A 15640-nucleotide genomic window follows, 5' to 3' on the forward strand; every position below is an offset into this window, starting at 1 on the left:
AGTCTTACAATTCAGCAAGAATAGCTTTAAGCAATCCTTTGAAGTCTCCTTTGACGCGCTCAGTCACTTCCACTACTTCTTCGTGGTTGAGCTCTTCTTGGAAACCAGCCGCAAAGTTGGTAATACATGAAATACCAAGAACTTTCAAACCAGAGTGAGCCGCAATGATGACTTCAGGAACAGTTGACATACCGACAGCGTCTGCACCAAGAGTCTTATATGCACGGATTTCAGCTGGAGTTTCATAAGTTGGACCGGTTACACCAATATAGACACCTTCATCAAGCTTGATTCCGAGTTTTTTAGCCACTTCATGGGCAGTAGCACGGTATTCTGGAGTGTAAGCTTTCGACATATCAGGGAAGCGAGGACCAAAGTCATCCAAGTTTTCACCAATCAATGGGTTTTGACCAGTCATGTTGATGTGGTCAGTGATTGCCATCAAGGTACCTGGTCCATAGCCGATACCACCAGCAGCATTAGTTACAATCACACCTTCACAGCCCAAGACTTTCATAACACGGACAGGGAAAGTCACAACTTCAAGAGGATTTCCTTCGTAGAAGTGGAAACGACCTTGAAGAGCCAAGACTTTACGTCCAGCAAGATCACCATAAACCAATTTACCAGCATGTCCGACTACTGTGGATTGACCCCAGTTTGGAATGTCAGAGTAGTCTACTACGACTGCATTTTCGATTTCTTCAGCTAATTCTCCAAGTCCTGAACCAAGAATCAAGCCAAACTCCGGCGCTTCAACTCCCTTTTCTTTCAAGAAAGCAGCTGTTTCATTGATTTTTGCTAATAATGTCATTGTCTATCTCCTTTTTTATGTTTTAAAAATTGACCAATTTTGTCAAAGGTATTAGCGTTACGAATGGTAATATTACGATAGAAAGGCATCTTAAGCAAGTGCTTATGATAAGCTGTTTTAGAGTAGCTAGCTTCTGACAATTTACCCCAGAAGATCCCTAGTTTCCCAAAATGAAGCACTTCATCGACCAGTTCCAAACTGTTCACTTTCTCGATGACTTGATCCACATTCAAGTCCACAGTGTAGAAGAGGATGTCCTTTCGAGCCATCTCATGATTCCACCAATCAGGAAGATTTCTAAGCTCCTCTTCATAGTCTTCCAGACTCAACAAGGAAAAACTCTGAATAAATGGATAATGCTTGTCAAAGAAAGCCTGTAAAATCTCCACTAGTTGAGTCTTCGAGATACTTGTGTCAAAGAAAATATTGCCGCTATTGATGTAGGTTTCAACAGTTTCTAATCCCAACTCTGTCAACTCTTGCCGAATCTGGGCCATAACCACCTTATGTTTCCCACCGACATTGATCCCTCTAACCAGTAATGCAAAGCGAGTCATCTTAAACCAATTTATCTAAGAAGCTTTCACCAATCATAGCTTTATCAACGCCAAAGTTATCAGCGATTGTCGCAGAAATATCAGCAAAATGACCGATTGGTAGGTGTCCATTTCCTTTTAGTGATGGGCTGTAGGCCAAAAGTGGAATGTATTCACGAGTATGGTCCGTTCCTGCATAAGTAGGATCATTACCATGGTCTGCAGTAATCATGAGTAAATCATCTTCTCTCATAGCAGCGGTAAGTTCTGGCAAACGTTCATCAAACTCGTGCAAGCAGTCGCGGTAACCATGTGGATCACGGCGGTGACCGTAAAGTGCATCAAAGTCGACCAAGTTAGTGAATGAGAATCCTTTTTCAAACTCAGTAAGGCCCATTGTTGTCAAAAGTGTGTCAATTCCATGGCTATTTGACTTATTGTGGCCCATATCATGGTTCACCCCAGCACCATTAAAGATATCGCTAATCTTACCTACTGAGTAAGTATCAATGCCTGCTTCGTTGAGTTTGTCCAAAACTGTTGGAGCAAATGGAGATACAGCCAAGTCACGACGATTTGCAGTACGTGTGAAGTTTCCAGGCTCACCAACATAAGGACGAGCAATGATACGTCCTAGAAGAGCTGGACGCTCAAGGGTAATTGAACGAGCGTATTCACAGATACGGTAGAGTTCATCCAAAGGAATAATCTCTTCGTGAGCTGCGATTTGAAGAACTGGGTCAGCTGATGTATAGATAATCAACTCGCCAGTTTCCATTTGGCGTGGTCCAAAGTCATCGATGACAGCTGTTCCTGAGTATGGTTTGTTGGCTTCACGGATGACCTTGCGACCTGAGAATTCTTCGATTTTAGTAAGGATTTCCTCTGGGAATCCATTCCAGAAAGTATCAAACGGTTCAGTGATATTAAGCCCCATGATTTCCCAGTGACCTGTCATAGTGTCTTTCCCTAGTGACACTTCCTCAAGTTTAGTGTAGTAACCGCTAGGATTTTCTTCTGCGGGAACGGTTTTAAGGGCTGTCTCACGTTCAATGTTCCCAAGACCAATCTTAGCCATATTCGGTACATTCAAACCAACTGATTTAGAGATGTGTCCTAATGTATCAGATGCTCCATCTGGAACCCCTGCATTGACAAAGTTATGAGCATCTGGTGCCGCACCGATTCCTACAGAATCGAGTACCACCAAGTGAATACGTTTAAATTTTGACATCATTTGCCTCCTTTATTTCCCTTTTGTTGAAGTTAAAACCTGAACGCCAGCTTGTCCTGCAACGATCACTTTATCAACCATTTGATTAAATAAACCGTGCTCAACAACACCAACCTGAAGATCCAATTGACGACCAAAAGCGATCGGATCTTCAATAACACCTAGATCCAGATCAATGATGAAATTTTTCATATCCGTCACAAAGCGTTGGCCATCTTTTTCACGAAAACTTGGCTTATAACCAGCTTTTTCAAAACGTCGGAAAACCTGTTCTGCTCCATATTGGACAACTTCGACAGGTAGTTTGAAAGCGCCCAGTTTCTCAACCATCTTGCTCTCATCTACCACCCAGATATACTGTTTAGTTGGTGTCGCAACTACTTTTTCCATTAGAAGTGCACCACCGCCTCCTTTGATACCATTAAACTGACGATCCACCTCATCAGCTCCATCAACAGTCACATCAACCTCATCCACCTCATCAATAGACTTAAGCGGTATATTCAATCCTTGTGCCTGTTTTGTCGTTACGCTCGAGGTCGTTACAGCTGTAATTTGAAGTCCTTCCTCCTTAATTCTACGACCAATCTCCTCTACGAAATAATAGGCAGTCGAGCCTGTTCCAAGTCCTACAACCATTCCATCGGTTACGAACTCAGCAGCCTTGATGCCTGCTATTTTTTTCAGATTTTCCACTTAAACACCTCCAAACAAAAAGCTACTTCTATTATAACATGAATACGCTTTAAATTCATCCTTGTACTAGAAAAACCCGAACATTTTATTTCGGGTTTCTGATTCTTATTTAACCATGTCAGGATCGTAGTCATAAAATCCTGTGTCAAGGAAACGATTTTGGGGATGGAGTTTACGGACTTGCTCGTCCAACAAGAAGGCTTGGTCATGCGTTAAGCTTCCCTCTTGAATCAAGCTACGGGCTTGGATGAAGAGTTTTGCAATCTCAACAAAATCTTGACCTGGAGTATAAAGTCCTTCTAGTTTCCAATGAGTGAAACCATGCTCTACCAACTCTGGCAATTTGGTCATCAAATCGAGGTCGTTATTGGCAAAAATGTGAGTTCCATGATTGTCTTCAAAAATTGAGTAGTGACTATCTGGATCACTAGGCTCTGCTAAGAAGAGGTCGCGTTGACGTGTTTTTTCATCATCAATCTGAGTAAAATTATAGTAATTCTGCAGGAGTGGACGCTTAGAGTGGTGGATGACACTAGCACCGTAAACCAAAACTTCAGCAGGAATTTCCAAAATTTCAGGCATTTTAAAGAGTTCAGCTGATGGAATTTCACGAGCCAATACTGCCTCAGAAGCGCCAGCCTTTTGTCCCCAGAAATTAATCTGACGGCTACTAGTTACCATGGTTGAGGCATCATAGATGGTTTTAAAAGAATAACCATCACGATTGACAACATAAAAGACACCCGCATCTCCAACAGTAATGTAGTCTGTTTTAATTTCTTCCAAGAAATCAAGGAAGGGTTTGATACGATCCATCATATCCTGATGCATAAGAGCATTGACCGCTACGATCAATTCCTTACCTGCATCATGAACCAGAGCAGCGATGGTTCTCAGTTCATCATAAGAAAAAGTCTTTGGTAGGCGAAGTCCAAAATCTTTCTCACCGACATAGATGCGGTCAACTCCCGCCTCTAGTAATTCTTTTACTTGTTCAATGCTTTCAGCAGTTGCTGTAATAATAATCTTGTCCATAAGAAAAATTATACCACATTTCTTAAAAATCAGCTATTCCCTAAAATGATAAATTTACTTATTATTTTTGTAACCTTACTGTAATAATTTTTTTCTTGAAAAATGGTAAAATGAAAGAGTACTGTTAAGGAGAGAATCATGCCCGTAAGAAAATATCAACCGTATGAGTTTGAAGAAGAGGAAACTCAAACAACGCCATACCAAGACTATGTTCCAGAAACCACTTCCGTTGCTAGTTTGAAGGAAGTTCTTTTCTTTGTAAACATTGCTTGTTTTTGCGTCTTTTTGGCCTTGTTTAGCTTTATCTTTTTAGCCCTCAAGTTTAATACAGTTCTGGCTTTTAGCCTAGCAATTGCCTTGAGTTTAGCAACATCAAACGTTCAACGTTCGATGATTAAGAAGAAATTATATTAGATTCAAAAAGTCGGGATTTTTGTCCCGACCTATTTTTTCTACGATAGCTAAAGGGCTGCGACTAGAAAAGCGATACTTGGTCTACCGCTTTCTAAGTCACAGCCTTTTCTTATTTATTTTTACGCTTGGATGGTGTTTGGATAGCGATTTTTACTTCAAAAATCGTACCATGAGGTTTGTTATCTTTGACACTGATGGTTCCTTTAAGAGCATCGACAATCTGTTTTGCTAAGGATAAGCCTAACCCAAAACCACCTTTTTGCCGAGTACGAGCCTTATCAACCCTGTAAAAGCGATCAAAAATTTTCTTTTTATCTACTGCAGAAATACCAATTCCATCATCAGCTACTGACAAATAGAGATTACGCTCCGTCGTAGCAATGACAAAATGGATATCTCCTTCTTCTTCTGTGTACTTGACAGCATTGTCAAACAAGATAGTCATCAGTTGTTTAAGAAGAAGCTTATCTGTTATGATGGTCCGATGGATACGATTTTCAAAATGAAAAACGCGGTTATTTTCAGATGCGATCATCTCATAGTTGGTAAAAGTTGTGTTAAAGAAATCTGGCTCTACCTCTCCTAATTCCGGTTTAATGCCGTCATCACGACGAGCTAAATTAAGGAGATTAGTCGTTAAAAAGCGCATATTACGAACTTCTTCTAGACTGGAAGCAATACTCTCACTTGACTCCATAATAGTTGCCTCAGGTTTTCTGAAAAGAGTTTCTAGACGATTTTGCAGAACAGCTAATGGAGTTCGTAGCTCATGACTGGCATTTTCCACAAAACTCTGTTGCTTTTGCATGCTTTCAAGTAAAGGTTTAACACTGACACGCGCAAGATAAAGGCTGGCAATAATGGATAAAATCCAGAAGCTAGCCATGACTACCACGATTAATTGCTCATGATTTTGACTAATTTGCTCTATCTGACTGGTATTTATCAAAACCGCTGCATACTTAATATTGGTCGAGACAGAATCGATATTTATTTCAGATAGAATCACTCGGTAAATCTCGTCCTGACCATAACTATTCTGAACATGAAGTTGTCGAATATGATTCAAATCCTTTTTATTAAAAGTGATCTTGTCAAGCCCTAAAAAGCGGTTGCCAGTCACTAATTGATTCAAATTTGAATCTAGCAATATCACTTCCGTATTGGAACTAACCGTTGGTTTTTTATCAGAAGCTGGAGCAACATTGGCACTACCTAAATCCTTAACGTCCTCAGTTGCACGATTGACCGCCAATTGAATAACGTCTTGAGGATTTTTGCTCAGTGATAAGAGTTTTTCATCCACCGATGTGTAGAGACTGGAGTGCATAACCTGTAAGATAATCAAGGTCATAGCAGAGAAAATCAGAGTAAATACTCCAAAGTTACGGATAAAATAACTAAAATCCTCCGCATACCAATTCTTTTTAATTTTTTTAAACATGTTTTAAAATATACCCAACACTACGCAAGGTCTGGAGGTTTTCAGCAAAGACTGAGCCCTTTAATTTCTTACGAACTTTTGATACATAGACTTCTACCACGGAGATGGTTGTGTCACTGTCAAATCCCCACAAACGGTCAAAAATCTGTGTTTTTGGTAAGATCACATTTTGGTTTTGGAGGAAATAAACCAAGAGATCAAATTCTTTACCTAATAATTCCACAACAGTATCATTGACTTTAACTTCATTTGTAGATAGATTAACTGTCAAATCACCATAAGAGAGGGTATTTTCATTGAACTTACCAGAACGTTTGAGCAGCGCTTGGATACGCATCTTGATCTCTTCTAGATAAAATGGTTTTGTTAGATAATCATCTGCTCCAAGCTCAAATCCATGTCCCTTATCATCAAGACTTTCCTTGGCTGTCATGATGAGAACTGGAGTTGAAATCCCTTTTTCACGCAATTCTTTTAAAACTTGAAACCCATTTTTCTCAGGTAACATCAAGTCCAATAAAATCAAGTCATAAACACCACTTTCGGCCTCATAAAGACCTTCTTCGCCATCAAAAACCTGCATGACATCCGCAAAATCATCCAAAAAATCAAAGACTGAATTTGATAGGCCTAGGTCATCTTCTACTAATAGAATTTTGATCATCAAAAATTCCTCCTTATTATACCTATTATAGCAAAAATATCTTAAAAAAAACTCAACTTCCCTTGTTTTTCCAAGAGAAAGTTGAGTTTTTATAATCTAGTTAGACTAGAATCTTTTAATCTTTGCTATATTTAGCTACAACTACTTCAACTGCTGCTTTTTCACGCTTAATCAATTCAACGCGAGCTGCGATTTCCTTGATTCCCATACCGATGTTACGGCTAAGAGCTAGGTCAGAAAGTTGTGGCTCAAAGAATTCCTTGTATTCCGCCAAGCGTTGCTCTGTCTTGAATACATGGGCAGGAAGGATAACAAAGCTATCAAAGCTCATATCTCCTCCAAGGGCCGCCTTAATCCAAGCCCAGTTTTCACGCGCCCAAGACCACGCTGTTTCCTGGGTTGCTTGATGACCTAAGAACTGGAAGTACCAAGCTGATAAGTCTTGTGGTTTTACCACAAATTTGTCCTTCCAAGTTGCAAGCAGTGTTTGGATGTTCTCTGCATCTGTCGCATAAGCAAGGGCTGCTGCCAATTGGCGTTTAAAGGCGGCATCTGTCGCATGAGTATAAAGATCGAGATAAGTTGCGACCAATTCCTTAGTCTCATGGTGTTTCATTTCATTGATGAGAACTTGTGAACGAATAGCTGCTGGAAGTCCTGAAAGATTATCCTTGTGGGCTGCAAAAATTTGGCTAGCAACTTGACTGGCTTCCCCGTCATTTGAACGAATCATCATAGAAATTGTCAATTGACGAACCAATTCAGCCTCATCAGATTCACCCTCTTTAGCTTCAAAGCCAAGACGGTCATAGTTGTAACGAGCCAGTTTAGCAATAAGGGCTTTAAAGGATTTTTCTGTCTCAGTTCCTTCATCGATAAAGCGATCAAGCGCTCCGATAACTTGTGAAACTGCTGAAACAACGAGATAAGATTCTTCTTGTGCTAATTGATCCACTACTGGAAGCAAGTCTGCGTATGAAATGTGTCCTGCTTCAGCAAGCAAACGACGTTCTTGGACGATTTGAAGTTTACTTGTATTATCAAGTTCTACTAATTCTGAAAGAATAGCATCCAGTAATTGACCTTGATAGTCAGTAATGTAGTGGGCTGTATTTTCAGTGTTAAGACGAAGGGCTCCTTTGTTTTCAGCAAGAAGCGCAGCATAACCAGGAATTTCGATACTTTCAGTTTCGAGAGTATCTGGCAAGCCTTTCCAGTTGCTGTTAAGTGGCACTACCCAAAGTCGGTTCTTATCTTCGTGTTCACCGATAAAGAATTGTTTTTGCGAAATCTTCAATACATCATTTTCAACTGTGGCAGTAAGGACTGGATAACCAGGTTGCTCCAACCAAGAATCCATAAAGGCTGCTACATCACGGCCTGATGCTTGACCAAGAGCATTCCAAAGGTCACGACCAATGGTATTTCCGTATTGGTGTTTTTCAAAGTAAGCATGCAAACCTTTGGCAAAATCAGCATCTCCTAACCAACGACGAAGCATGTGCATGAGGCGACTTCCTTTGGCATAGACGATAGCTCCATCAAAGAGCGTATTGATTTCATCTGGGTGTTTGACTTCAACGTGAACAGATTGAACGCCATCCGTCGCATCGCGTTCAAGAGCAAGAGGTACTCCACCTGTTTGGAAATCTTCAAAGATATTCCAACTTGGCTCGATGGCATCCACACAGACGTATTCCATCATGTTCGCGAAGCTTTCATTGAGCCAGAGGTCATCCCACCACTTCATAGTTACAAGGTTACCGAACCATTGGTGAGCAAGCTCATGGGCAATAACGAGGGCTACCTGTTGACGGCTGGCAAAGGTCGAGTTCTCGTCCACAACCAAGTAAACTTCACGGTAAGTTACCAGACCCCAGTTTTCCATAGCACCAGCTGAGAAGTCAGGAAGGGCGATGTGAAGAGATTGCGGAATTGGGTACTTAACTCCATAGTAGTCTTCGTAAAACTCGATTGAACGAACAGCGATATCCAGTGAGAAATCAAGGTTTGAAAGTGGATGCGCCTTAGTTGAGTATACACCTACCAAAGTACCATTTTTTGTCTTAGCAGTTACCCCTTGCAAATCACCAGCAACGAAAGCTAGCAAGTAAGAAGACATACGTGGAGTTGTCTCAAATTTCCAGATACCAGTTTCCTTGCGGTTTTCAACATCAATCTCTGGCATGTTAGACAAGGCAAGTTCGCCTTCTGCTTGGTCAAATCGAAGAGCTAGGTCAAAGGTTGCTTTGGCTTCTGGTTCGTCCACACATGGGAAGGCTTCACGAGCAAAGTGACTTTCAAACTGAGTTGACAAAACTTCCTTCTTAACACCATCAACTGTATAGTATGATGGGTAGATTCCTGTCATGTTGTCTGTGATTTTACCTGAAAAAGCGATAACCAATTCAACTGAACCAGCTTCCGCAAGCTCAATATGAAGGGCTTCGTTTTCATTATCAACTGTAAATGGACGAGCTTGGCCTGCTACTTCAACAGAAGTAATTTCTAGGTCTTTTTGGTGAAGGGAAATACGGTCACTTTTAGCTTGACCAGTAATAGTTACTTTTCCTGAAAACGTCTTGGTCTCACGACTCAAGTCTAAAAACAAATCATAATGTTCAGGAACAAATGTTTCAATATAATGTTCTACTGCTTGCATCATTTTCTCCTATTCTAAATTTCTGAGCAAATGCTCTAGTTCAAACATACCTATTTTATCATATTTTAAGTCAGAAAAAAGCTTTGGACGGTGATTTCCAAAACTTTCTTCCTTCTAGTAGTCTACAGAGGGTAGACCTTGCGAAATTCTTCCAAAACAACCTTGCTGTCAGGTGTAAAAGTCAGTCCAGCCTCCCTCATCCACTCGGTGAAAAAGTCTTCATGAACCTGACGCCAGTAGGCCAAAGATTTCTCTCCTTCGCCTTCCTTGTAGGCATGGTCGGCTGACACTTGATTAAAAGGCTGAACGGAAACCTTTGTAATTTCGATAATGCAGACAGCCCGATCTTGGCTATCTAAAATGATGTCAAAGGTCCCTTCTTGTGGCAGGGGATCGTTATCAACTGCATAAAGATCATAGGCTGAGGCAGTTGCCGTCTTTTCACCTTTTAAAACCAAATCTGCTAAGAGATCGGCTTCTACTCCAAAAGCCCAAGCGTCTATCTCATCACCGATAGAGGGGTTGATTTGCTTGTAGGCATTCCACATTTCTTGAGGTGTCATGGGTTCTCCTTTGTATTTTTTTACTTTCTTCTTTTACACGTTTGAGATGGTCTGGATGGTCAATTTTTAAATCAAAAATCTCCGGAATAGAACTGTAGTGGATAATGCACTCAATCCCCATCTGATTCATTTTTTGTATGAAAGAAGGATTCAGATAGCCTGCTACAGCGAAATCTATCTTTTTCATCCTTGCTTTATCCTGCATCTGTCTCAGCATTTCTAACATAATGGGACTTTCCATATCATGCCATTGACTGTTTCTTACAGTCGCAAAAATAAATGAAGTCAAATCATTCATTCCCACTACAATCTTTGAAATACCAGTTTCCAGTATTCTGTTCAAGTCAAAATAAGCTGACGGTAATTCAATCATTGTTCCAACTTTTCCAGTAAAACCATGCTGGCGCAATACTCTAATAGCTTGTTTTAACTGTTCAGCATCATTGACAAAAGGAAAAATAACAGACAGATTAGGATTGGTTTGATAAACTTCTGTAACGACATGTGCCTCAGCCTGAAATTCATCTGGACACGCCAATAAACGCCTAGTCCCTCTATATCCAAATAATGGGTGTCGTTCGTCAAAATACTCTTTAGTCCCGTCTAGACTATTTGCTTCTGCATTTGTTAACTCTGAAAAGCGATACCAGACTTCTTCATCTGAGTATAAATGGCAAATAGTGTCTAGATAATCTTTTACAAATTGCTGACAACTTTTTAGCAGTATATTTTGACTGATTTCCCTCACCAAATATTCGCCACGAATCATACCAACATGATGAAATAGTTGTGGGTAAATTTTTTCAACAATTCTTTCGCCACTAAGAGCCAGTTGATTTTGCATGTTTTACCTTCCAATTCTTATAGGTTGTCATGTCCAATTCTGGAAATCCTCGTAACTCTGCCTTCACCTTCAATACTAAGGGGGAGGCATTTTCTTGGGTAATCTGCTCAAGAGGAAGCCAAATTGCCTTTGCTGAATCATTGCTTCCGTCAAGAACTTCATGAGGAAGGGATTTTTGAGAGCGTTCTAAATCAAGTACTATATCATAAAAGGCCATGATATGATGTACTGCGAAGTCTTGCCCCTCTTCTTGAACCATCACATCATAAATCCTAGGATTTGAAGAACGGCTAAGAGTATAGCCTGTCTCTTCCAAAACTTCTCTCTTGAGGGTTTCTGTCAACCCTTCACCTGCTTCCTGACTACCACCAGGTAAATCAAAACGATGTTGATAAGGTCCTCTCGTTTTCTCAATGCAGAGTAATTTTCCTTTCTCATAGCAAATTCCATAGACACCAAAGTGATTTTTGATTTCCATATTCCACTCTTTCTAAAAGTCAAAGATTTCTAGCTCACCTTATCCCTTAAAAGGAAAGAGGCTATAGATTTCATGTTCCTTGATATACTTCTTCAGTATCTCCATATTCTCTTCAATTTTTGCTTGAATATCTGTCTCTTCACACGTTGACTCAGCAATAAAGAGGTGAATCTTCAATAAATCTGTCAAGTATAGCAGACGACGTTCCATTTCTGATTCAAGACTTGAGGCTTGCTTAATTTTTGCAAGCTTTTGCTCCAAGCTATCACCATTCAAAAATCTCTGATGAACTCTCCTTCTTATGTTTTGAGTGGATCCTTCCCCTTGTTCTAACGGAGACAAAAGGAGTTTTTTATAGGCGGATAACTTATTTTCTGTTTCTCTTTCCATATAGGCCAATAAAACCAGAGAACTGTCAACAAAGGTCCAAGTGTTATAATTCCCTTCAAATGGGACTTGTATGATACGATCTAATAATTCCTTAGCCATTTCCTCTTGGCCATCCAGATAAAGTAAATAGGCCAGATGATTCAGTGATTCGAGATAGCTAGCTTGGGGTTTCTTATTCTTTTTTAAAATTTTATCTAAATAGAGATGTAGGTCTGGATGATTTTCCACTAGCTCAACTACTTCTGATAGCTTCATCTGAAACCCTTTCTATTCTTTTTTAAAAAAATTTAAAGAGATTTTAGTAAATTAATCCAACTCTGCTCTACTGAACAAGTCTTTCATAGATTCGATATCATCACAAAATTCTTTAAATCCTAAAGCGAATTTAGCCAAGGCGTCCACCTTGGAAGAATAGGCACAAAACATACTTCCTTCAGGATCAAAGTCAATAGCATCGCTTAATTCAGGCATTTTTTCCTCCAAAAATACCAAAGCCAAGGATGCCCAATCATAGCCATTTCCTTCAAATCCCTCCTCTTCTCGAGTATCAAACACTTCCTGTCTATATTCTCCATCAGGGTAATAAATGAGCGACCCTCGAACATTTTTAGGATCCTCATCATATACAAGCAGGCTAAAAGGGGCAATTTTTTCATTTATGTTTTCGTAATCTATCATTTCTTAACTCCTTTTTTTATTATCAATGGAACTGCAACATTCTAGCTTTGTAACTAGGGTTCAAAGGGCATAAAACTATCATGCTGATGGTAATATTTCAAAGCCTCGACCAAGTCTTGGGGACTTGCATCTGGCTTTTCCTCAAGTGCAACCGTGAGAACATCAAGCAACTGCTCTCCATAGTAGACTAGCTGGAGATCCTGCTTCGCCACATCCATCGGATAGACATCACGGTCTTCTATGACATCCGGATAATCTGATACCCAATAGAGCCTATCTAGTGCTAGCTCTCCATCCTCCTTGCCATAGAGGCAAAAATCATCTGAAGAAGCCTCGTCCGCGCGCACCTGCTCGATCATCTGCTCTAGTGAAAGTTCTTGGTGTTTCCGCATCTCTTCTCCTTTTTAGTCTTGTTCTTCAACAAAAGAATTCAAAAATTCTTCAAAAGACAGCCATTGACCATACACTTCAGCTGTTTCTTCTAGAACATAGAAATACACCTTGCCAAAGTCCTCTTCCCTTAGTGAAAGAGCATAATTGCCAGATCCAGGATCATAGGCAAAATGGAGAAGATCTGCGCCCTTAAATCCCTCAGGCACAGCCTCATTGTCAAACCATGTAAGAGACTTGCTCATCTCCCCTATTGAATTAAAGGAATTGAAAGGAAAGAGATGACGATCATCGTGGACACCCCTTACCTGAGGCTGACCACCGTTGTACTTGAGGTAAAAATCCTTCATAGCTTCCGGTAATTTCTTCCCAAGAATCTCCTCAAATTGTAAAAAATCTTCTTTTGAAATCGGTGAATCTGCATCTAGCACTCTAAACATGATTAATTTCTTCCTTTTTTACAATTCTTCTTCCAATACCTTATCAATAAAGTCATAGACGTTTGTAGCTACTTTTTGCATTTCTAAGGATCCTAAAGCACCCAAGTCATTTTCATAAATGCAATCATCTGCATTTTTCTTAATAAAGTAGGCCAAATCTCCTTCCTGTCCAATCATAAAGTAATCTAGCTCTACTTCCTCAATCTGATAAGTTTCATTACGCTCTTTAAGATCCTCCTTGGCATACAAACAGATACCAGTATCTCCAATTTCATAGGGGTCAATCTCTTCCCACTCTGTTAAAAACTGATAGTAGAGATTGGGCAAGACAAATCCAAACTCATCTCTCTTCATGGCTCACCTCCACATATTTATAGAATAGCAACTATGCTACTTCAAAGACCAGCCACCGTCAATTGTCAGAATTTGCCCTTGCATGGCGCTTGCCTTCCCGCTTGCTAGAAAGAGGCTGACTTCCGCCACTTCCTCTGGCTCAATCCAGCGTTTGATAGGTGTTTCACTGGCTACCCAGTCTGCCAGACCACCTGGCTCAAAGTCAGCTGCTGTCATACCAGTCTTAACAGCACCAGGAGCAATCCCAAAGACCTGGATCTCAGCTTCAGCATAATCTAGAGCTAATTGCTTGGTAAATCCTGCCAAGGCATGTTTAGACGAGGTATAGGCGTGACCACCTCCGCCTGCTAGACTTGAGGCAATGGAACACATATTGATAATGATCCCTTTTTTATTCGCTAGCATTTGCGTAAGATAATGTCGCGTCAGCTCTACTGGTGTCACATAGTTGATTTCAAAAATTTCTTGGATTTCTTGGGCTGTTTGTTCTAGTAATGGCTTGTAATCATCCAAAACCCCAGCTGTGTTACACAAAATATCCACCTGAGAGCACCAGTCAAAAATTGGTTCCAAGTCAAGCGTTAAATCACGTTGTAAAAAGTGAAAGTCATCCTGTAAATCAGGATTTTCACCCTGATCCACTCCAAAAACCTGATAACCTTTTTCTAAAAAGAGTCGAGCTTGAGCCAGACCAATCCCTGAGCTAACCCCTGTAATCAGTACACGTTTAGTCATGGACTTCCACCCAGTCTGTCGCTAAGACATCACAAGGAGTTGGACTCCACATGGAAAAACCTTCTCCTTCTCCAGACACATTGATGAGGAAATAGGGTGTTACTTCAAGGGCGACGCCATTTTGTTCAATGGTATCAAAAAGCTGCACATAATTTTCAGCTCCCCTCCAGCCAGTACGCACATATTTCTTCTTAGCCTTTAGTCCAGGTAAAATCTCTTCAAATGTCATGTTTTTCTCCTTTGTTATCTATGAATCTTAATTTCATTATAACAAAAAACCGTTTTTCAACGGCTTTTTGACTGTTAGTTCTTTAAATACATTTTCCCCTAAGGCAAATCATTCCCTGCTGCTAGGTAAATCTCATACCATTCTTTTCGAGTCAGGTTAACATTACTTGCTTGGCTTGCTTCTAGCAAATGTTTTGGATTTGTTGTCCCTACCACCGCTTGCATCTTAGCTGGATAGCGTAACACCCAAGCGATGGCAATAGCTGATGGGCTTACTCCATATTTTTGCGCAAGACGGTTTAAAACTTGATTCAAAGCTTGAAACTGCTCATTACCAACAAAATTGCCCTTAAAATAGCCAAACTGCAAAACTGACCATGCCTGAATGACTATGTCGTTTAGTTTGCAGTATTCAAAGACGCTTCCATCACGCACAGCTGCCTTATTACCTTCCATATTAACATGGAAGCCTGCTTCAAATCCTGGTGTGAATGCTGCACTTAGTTGGAGTTGATTGATCGATAGGGATTGTTTGACTTCTTTCTTCAGTAATTCCATCATCATGGGATTTTGATTGGACACACCGAAGTCTCGAACTTTACCTGATGTGTGTAGAATTTCAAAGGCTTGAGCCACTTGATCAGCTTCCATCAAAGCATCTGGACGATGGAGAAGCAAGCTATCTAGATAATCAACCTGCAATCTTTTTAGAATCCCGTCTACTGATTCTAAAATATAATCTTTTGAAAAATCAAAATAGGTAAATTCTTCTATGCGAATGCCACACTTGGACTGGATCCACATCTTTTCTCGCAGGTCAGGACGATTGTTTAACACTTGTCCCAGTAATTCTTCGCAACGACCTCCACCATAGATATCTGCCAAGTCAAAGGCATTGATTCCTACAGATAGGGCTGTTTCAACCAACTCCTCAACCTCTTTAACCGACTTGTCACTGATGCGCATCATGCCTAGAACGATTTCGGACAATTCTCTTTTCTCTTGACCAAATGGAATGTATTTCATGGCAATTTCCTCCGT

At 40.3% G+C, this 15640-nt stretch carries 20 protein-coding genes; 1 reads left to right on the top strand and 19 read right to left on the bottom strand.

What is annotated here, in order from left to right; translation table 11 throughout:
* Positions 1–4 precede the first annotated feature (4 nt).
* The 5 genes from AAFQ93_RS08025 to AAFQ93_RS08045 all read right to left on the bottom strand — a co-directional run bounded on the left by AAFQ93_RS08025 (position 5) and on the right by AAFQ93_RS08045 (position 4315).
* A complete protein-coding gene (locus AAFQ93_RS08025; RefSeq protein ID WP_375555125.1) occupies positions 5–814 on the bottom strand; it encodes a purine-nucleoside phosphorylase in 810 nt (269 codons plus the stop codon).
* Complete coding sequence (locus AAFQ93_RS08030; RefSeq protein WP_375555126.1) at positions 811–1371, bottom strand: DUF1697 domain-containing protein; 561 nt, start codon at positions 1369–1371, stop codon at positions 811–813. The genes AAFQ93_RS08025 and AAFQ93_RS08030 overlap by 4 nt, the downstream gene beginning before the upstream one ends.
* A 1-nt stretch (position 1372) precedes the next feature.
* The gene (locus tag AAFQ93_RS08035; RefSeq protein WP_375555127.1) at positions 1373–2584 is read right to left on the bottom strand and encodes a phosphopentomutase; all 1212 of its coding nucleotides are present in this window, start codon (positions 2582–2584) and stop codon (positions 1373–1375) included.
* Positions 2585–2596: 12 nt separating this feature from the next.
* Positions 2597–3280, bottom strand: coding sequence for a ribose-5-phosphate isomerase RpiA (gene rpiA, locus AAFQ93_RS08040; protein WP_075227727.1), 684 nt, complete (start codon positions 3278–3280; stop codon positions 2597–2599).
* Between the two features lie 105 nt (positions 3281–3385).
* The gene (locus AAFQ93_RS08045; RefSeq protein WP_375555128.1) at positions 3386–4315 is read right to left on the bottom strand and encodes a peptidase U32 family protein; all 930 of its coding nucleotides are present in this window, start codon (positions 4313–4315) and stop codon (positions 3386–3388) included.
* 138 nt (positions 4316–4453) lie between these two features.
* On the opposite strand from AAFQ93_RS08045, the gene AAFQ93_RS08050 reads away from it, so the two are divergent.
* On the top strand, positions 4454–4729 hold the full coding sequence (locus tag AAFQ93_RS08050) for a DUF3270 family protein (protein WP_375555129.1): 276 nt from the start codon (positions 4454–4456) through the stop codon (positions 4727–4729).
* Between the two features lie 109 nt (positions 4730–4838).
* Here AAFQ93_RS08050 and AAFQ93_RS08055 read toward each other — a convergent pair whose 3' ends face one another.
* The 14 genes from AAFQ93_RS08055 to AAFQ93_RS08120 form a co-directional block, all read right to left on the bottom strand.
* Positions 4839–6173, bottom strand: coding sequence for a sensor histidine kinase (locus AAFQ93_RS08055; protein WP_375555130.1), 1335 nt, complete (start codon positions 6171–6173; stop codon positions 4839–4841).
* Positions 6166–6837 carry a response regulator transcription factor gene (locus AAFQ93_RS08060; RefSeq protein ID WP_375555131.1) on the bottom strand — a complete coding sequence of 224 codons (672 nt, stop codon included), beginning with the start codon at positions 6835–6837 and terminating at the stop codon, positions 6166–6168. The genes AAFQ93_RS08055 and AAFQ93_RS08060 overlap by 8 nt, the downstream gene beginning before the upstream one ends.
* Positions 6838–6952: 115 nt before the next feature.
* Positions 6953–9499: a M1 family metallopeptidase gene (locus tag AAFQ93_RS08065; protein ID WP_375555132.1), complete on the bottom strand. Its 2547-nt coding sequence runs from the start codon at positions 9497–9499 to the stop codon at positions 6953–6955.
* A gap of 122 nt (positions 9500–9621) precedes the next feature.
* A complete protein-coding gene (locus AAFQ93_RS08070) occupies positions 9622–10062 on the bottom strand; it encodes an ASCH domain-containing protein (RefSeq protein ID WP_375555133.1) in 441 nt (146 codons plus the stop codon).
* Positions 10007–10906 (bottom strand): putative PEP-binding protein, encoded by a 900-nt coding sequence (locus AAFQ93_RS08075; protein ID WP_375555134.1) that lies wholly within the window; start codon positions 10904–10906, stop codon positions 10007–10009. The genes AAFQ93_RS08070 and AAFQ93_RS08075 overlap by 56 nt, the downstream gene beginning before the upstream one ends.
* Positions 10884–11384: an NUDIX hydrolase gene (locus tag AAFQ93_RS08080; RefSeq protein WP_223139900.1), complete on the bottom strand. Its 501-nt coding sequence runs from the start codon at positions 11382–11384 to the stop codon at positions 10884–10886. The genes AAFQ93_RS08075 and AAFQ93_RS08080 overlap by 23 nt, the downstream gene beginning before the upstream one ends.
* 39 nt (positions 11385–11423) lie before the next feature.
* On the bottom strand, positions 11424–12029 hold the full coding sequence (locus AAFQ93_RS08085; RefSeq protein WP_375555135.1) for a DUF6707 family protein: 606 nt from the start codon (positions 12027–12029) through the stop codon (positions 11424–11426).
* Between the two features lie 51 nt (positions 12030–12080).
* Complete coding sequence (locus tag AAFQ93_RS08090) at positions 12081–12452, bottom strand: Imm51 family immunity protein (RefSeq protein ID WP_375555136.1); 372 nt, start codon at positions 12450–12452, stop codon at positions 12081–12083.
* A gap of 53 nt (positions 12453–12505) precedes the next feature.
* Positions 12506–12844, bottom strand: a complete 339-nt coding sequence (locus tag AAFQ93_RS08095; protein ID WP_375555137.1) for a hypothetical protein — start codon at positions 12842–12844, stop codon at positions 12506–12508.
* A 12-nt stretch (positions 12845–12856) separates the two neighbouring features.
* Positions 12857–13282, bottom strand: a complete 426-nt coding sequence (locus AAFQ93_RS08100) for an SMI1/KNR4 family protein (protein WP_375555138.1) — start codon at positions 13280–13282, stop codon at positions 12857–12859.
* 18 nt (positions 13283–13300) lie between these two features.
* Positions 13301–13636 (bottom strand): hypothetical protein, encoded by a 336-nt coding sequence (locus tag AAFQ93_RS08105; RefSeq protein ID WP_375555139.1) that lies wholly within the window; start codon positions 13634–13636, stop codon positions 13301–13303.
* Positions 13637–13672: 36 nt separating this feature from the next.
* Positions 13673–14371 carry a 3-oxoacyl-ACP reductase gene (locus AAFQ93_RS08110; RefSeq protein ID WP_375555140.1) on the bottom strand — a complete coding sequence of 233 codons (699 nt, stop codon included), beginning with the start codon at positions 14369–14371 and terminating at the stop codon, positions 13673–13675.
* Entirely contained in the window at positions 14364–14600 is a 237-nt protein-coding gene (locus tag AAFQ93_RS08115; protein WP_033683421.1) for a DUF2829 domain-containing protein, read from the bottom strand. Before AAFQ93_RS08115 ends, AAFQ93_RS08110 begins: the two co-directional genes overlap by 8 nt.
* Positions 14601–14698: 98 nt before the next feature.
* Positions 14699–15625, bottom strand: coding sequence for an aldo/keto reductase family oxidoreductase (locus AAFQ93_RS08120; RefSeq protein WP_375555141.1), 927 nt, complete (start codon positions 15623–15625; stop codon positions 14699–14701).
* Positions 15626–15640: the final 15 nt, after the last annotated feature.

Source organism: Streptococcus nidrosiense (assembly GCF_042140045.1).
Lineage (GTDB): Bacteria > Bacillota > Bacilli > Lactobacillales > Streptococcaceae > Streptococcus > Streptococcus nidrosiense.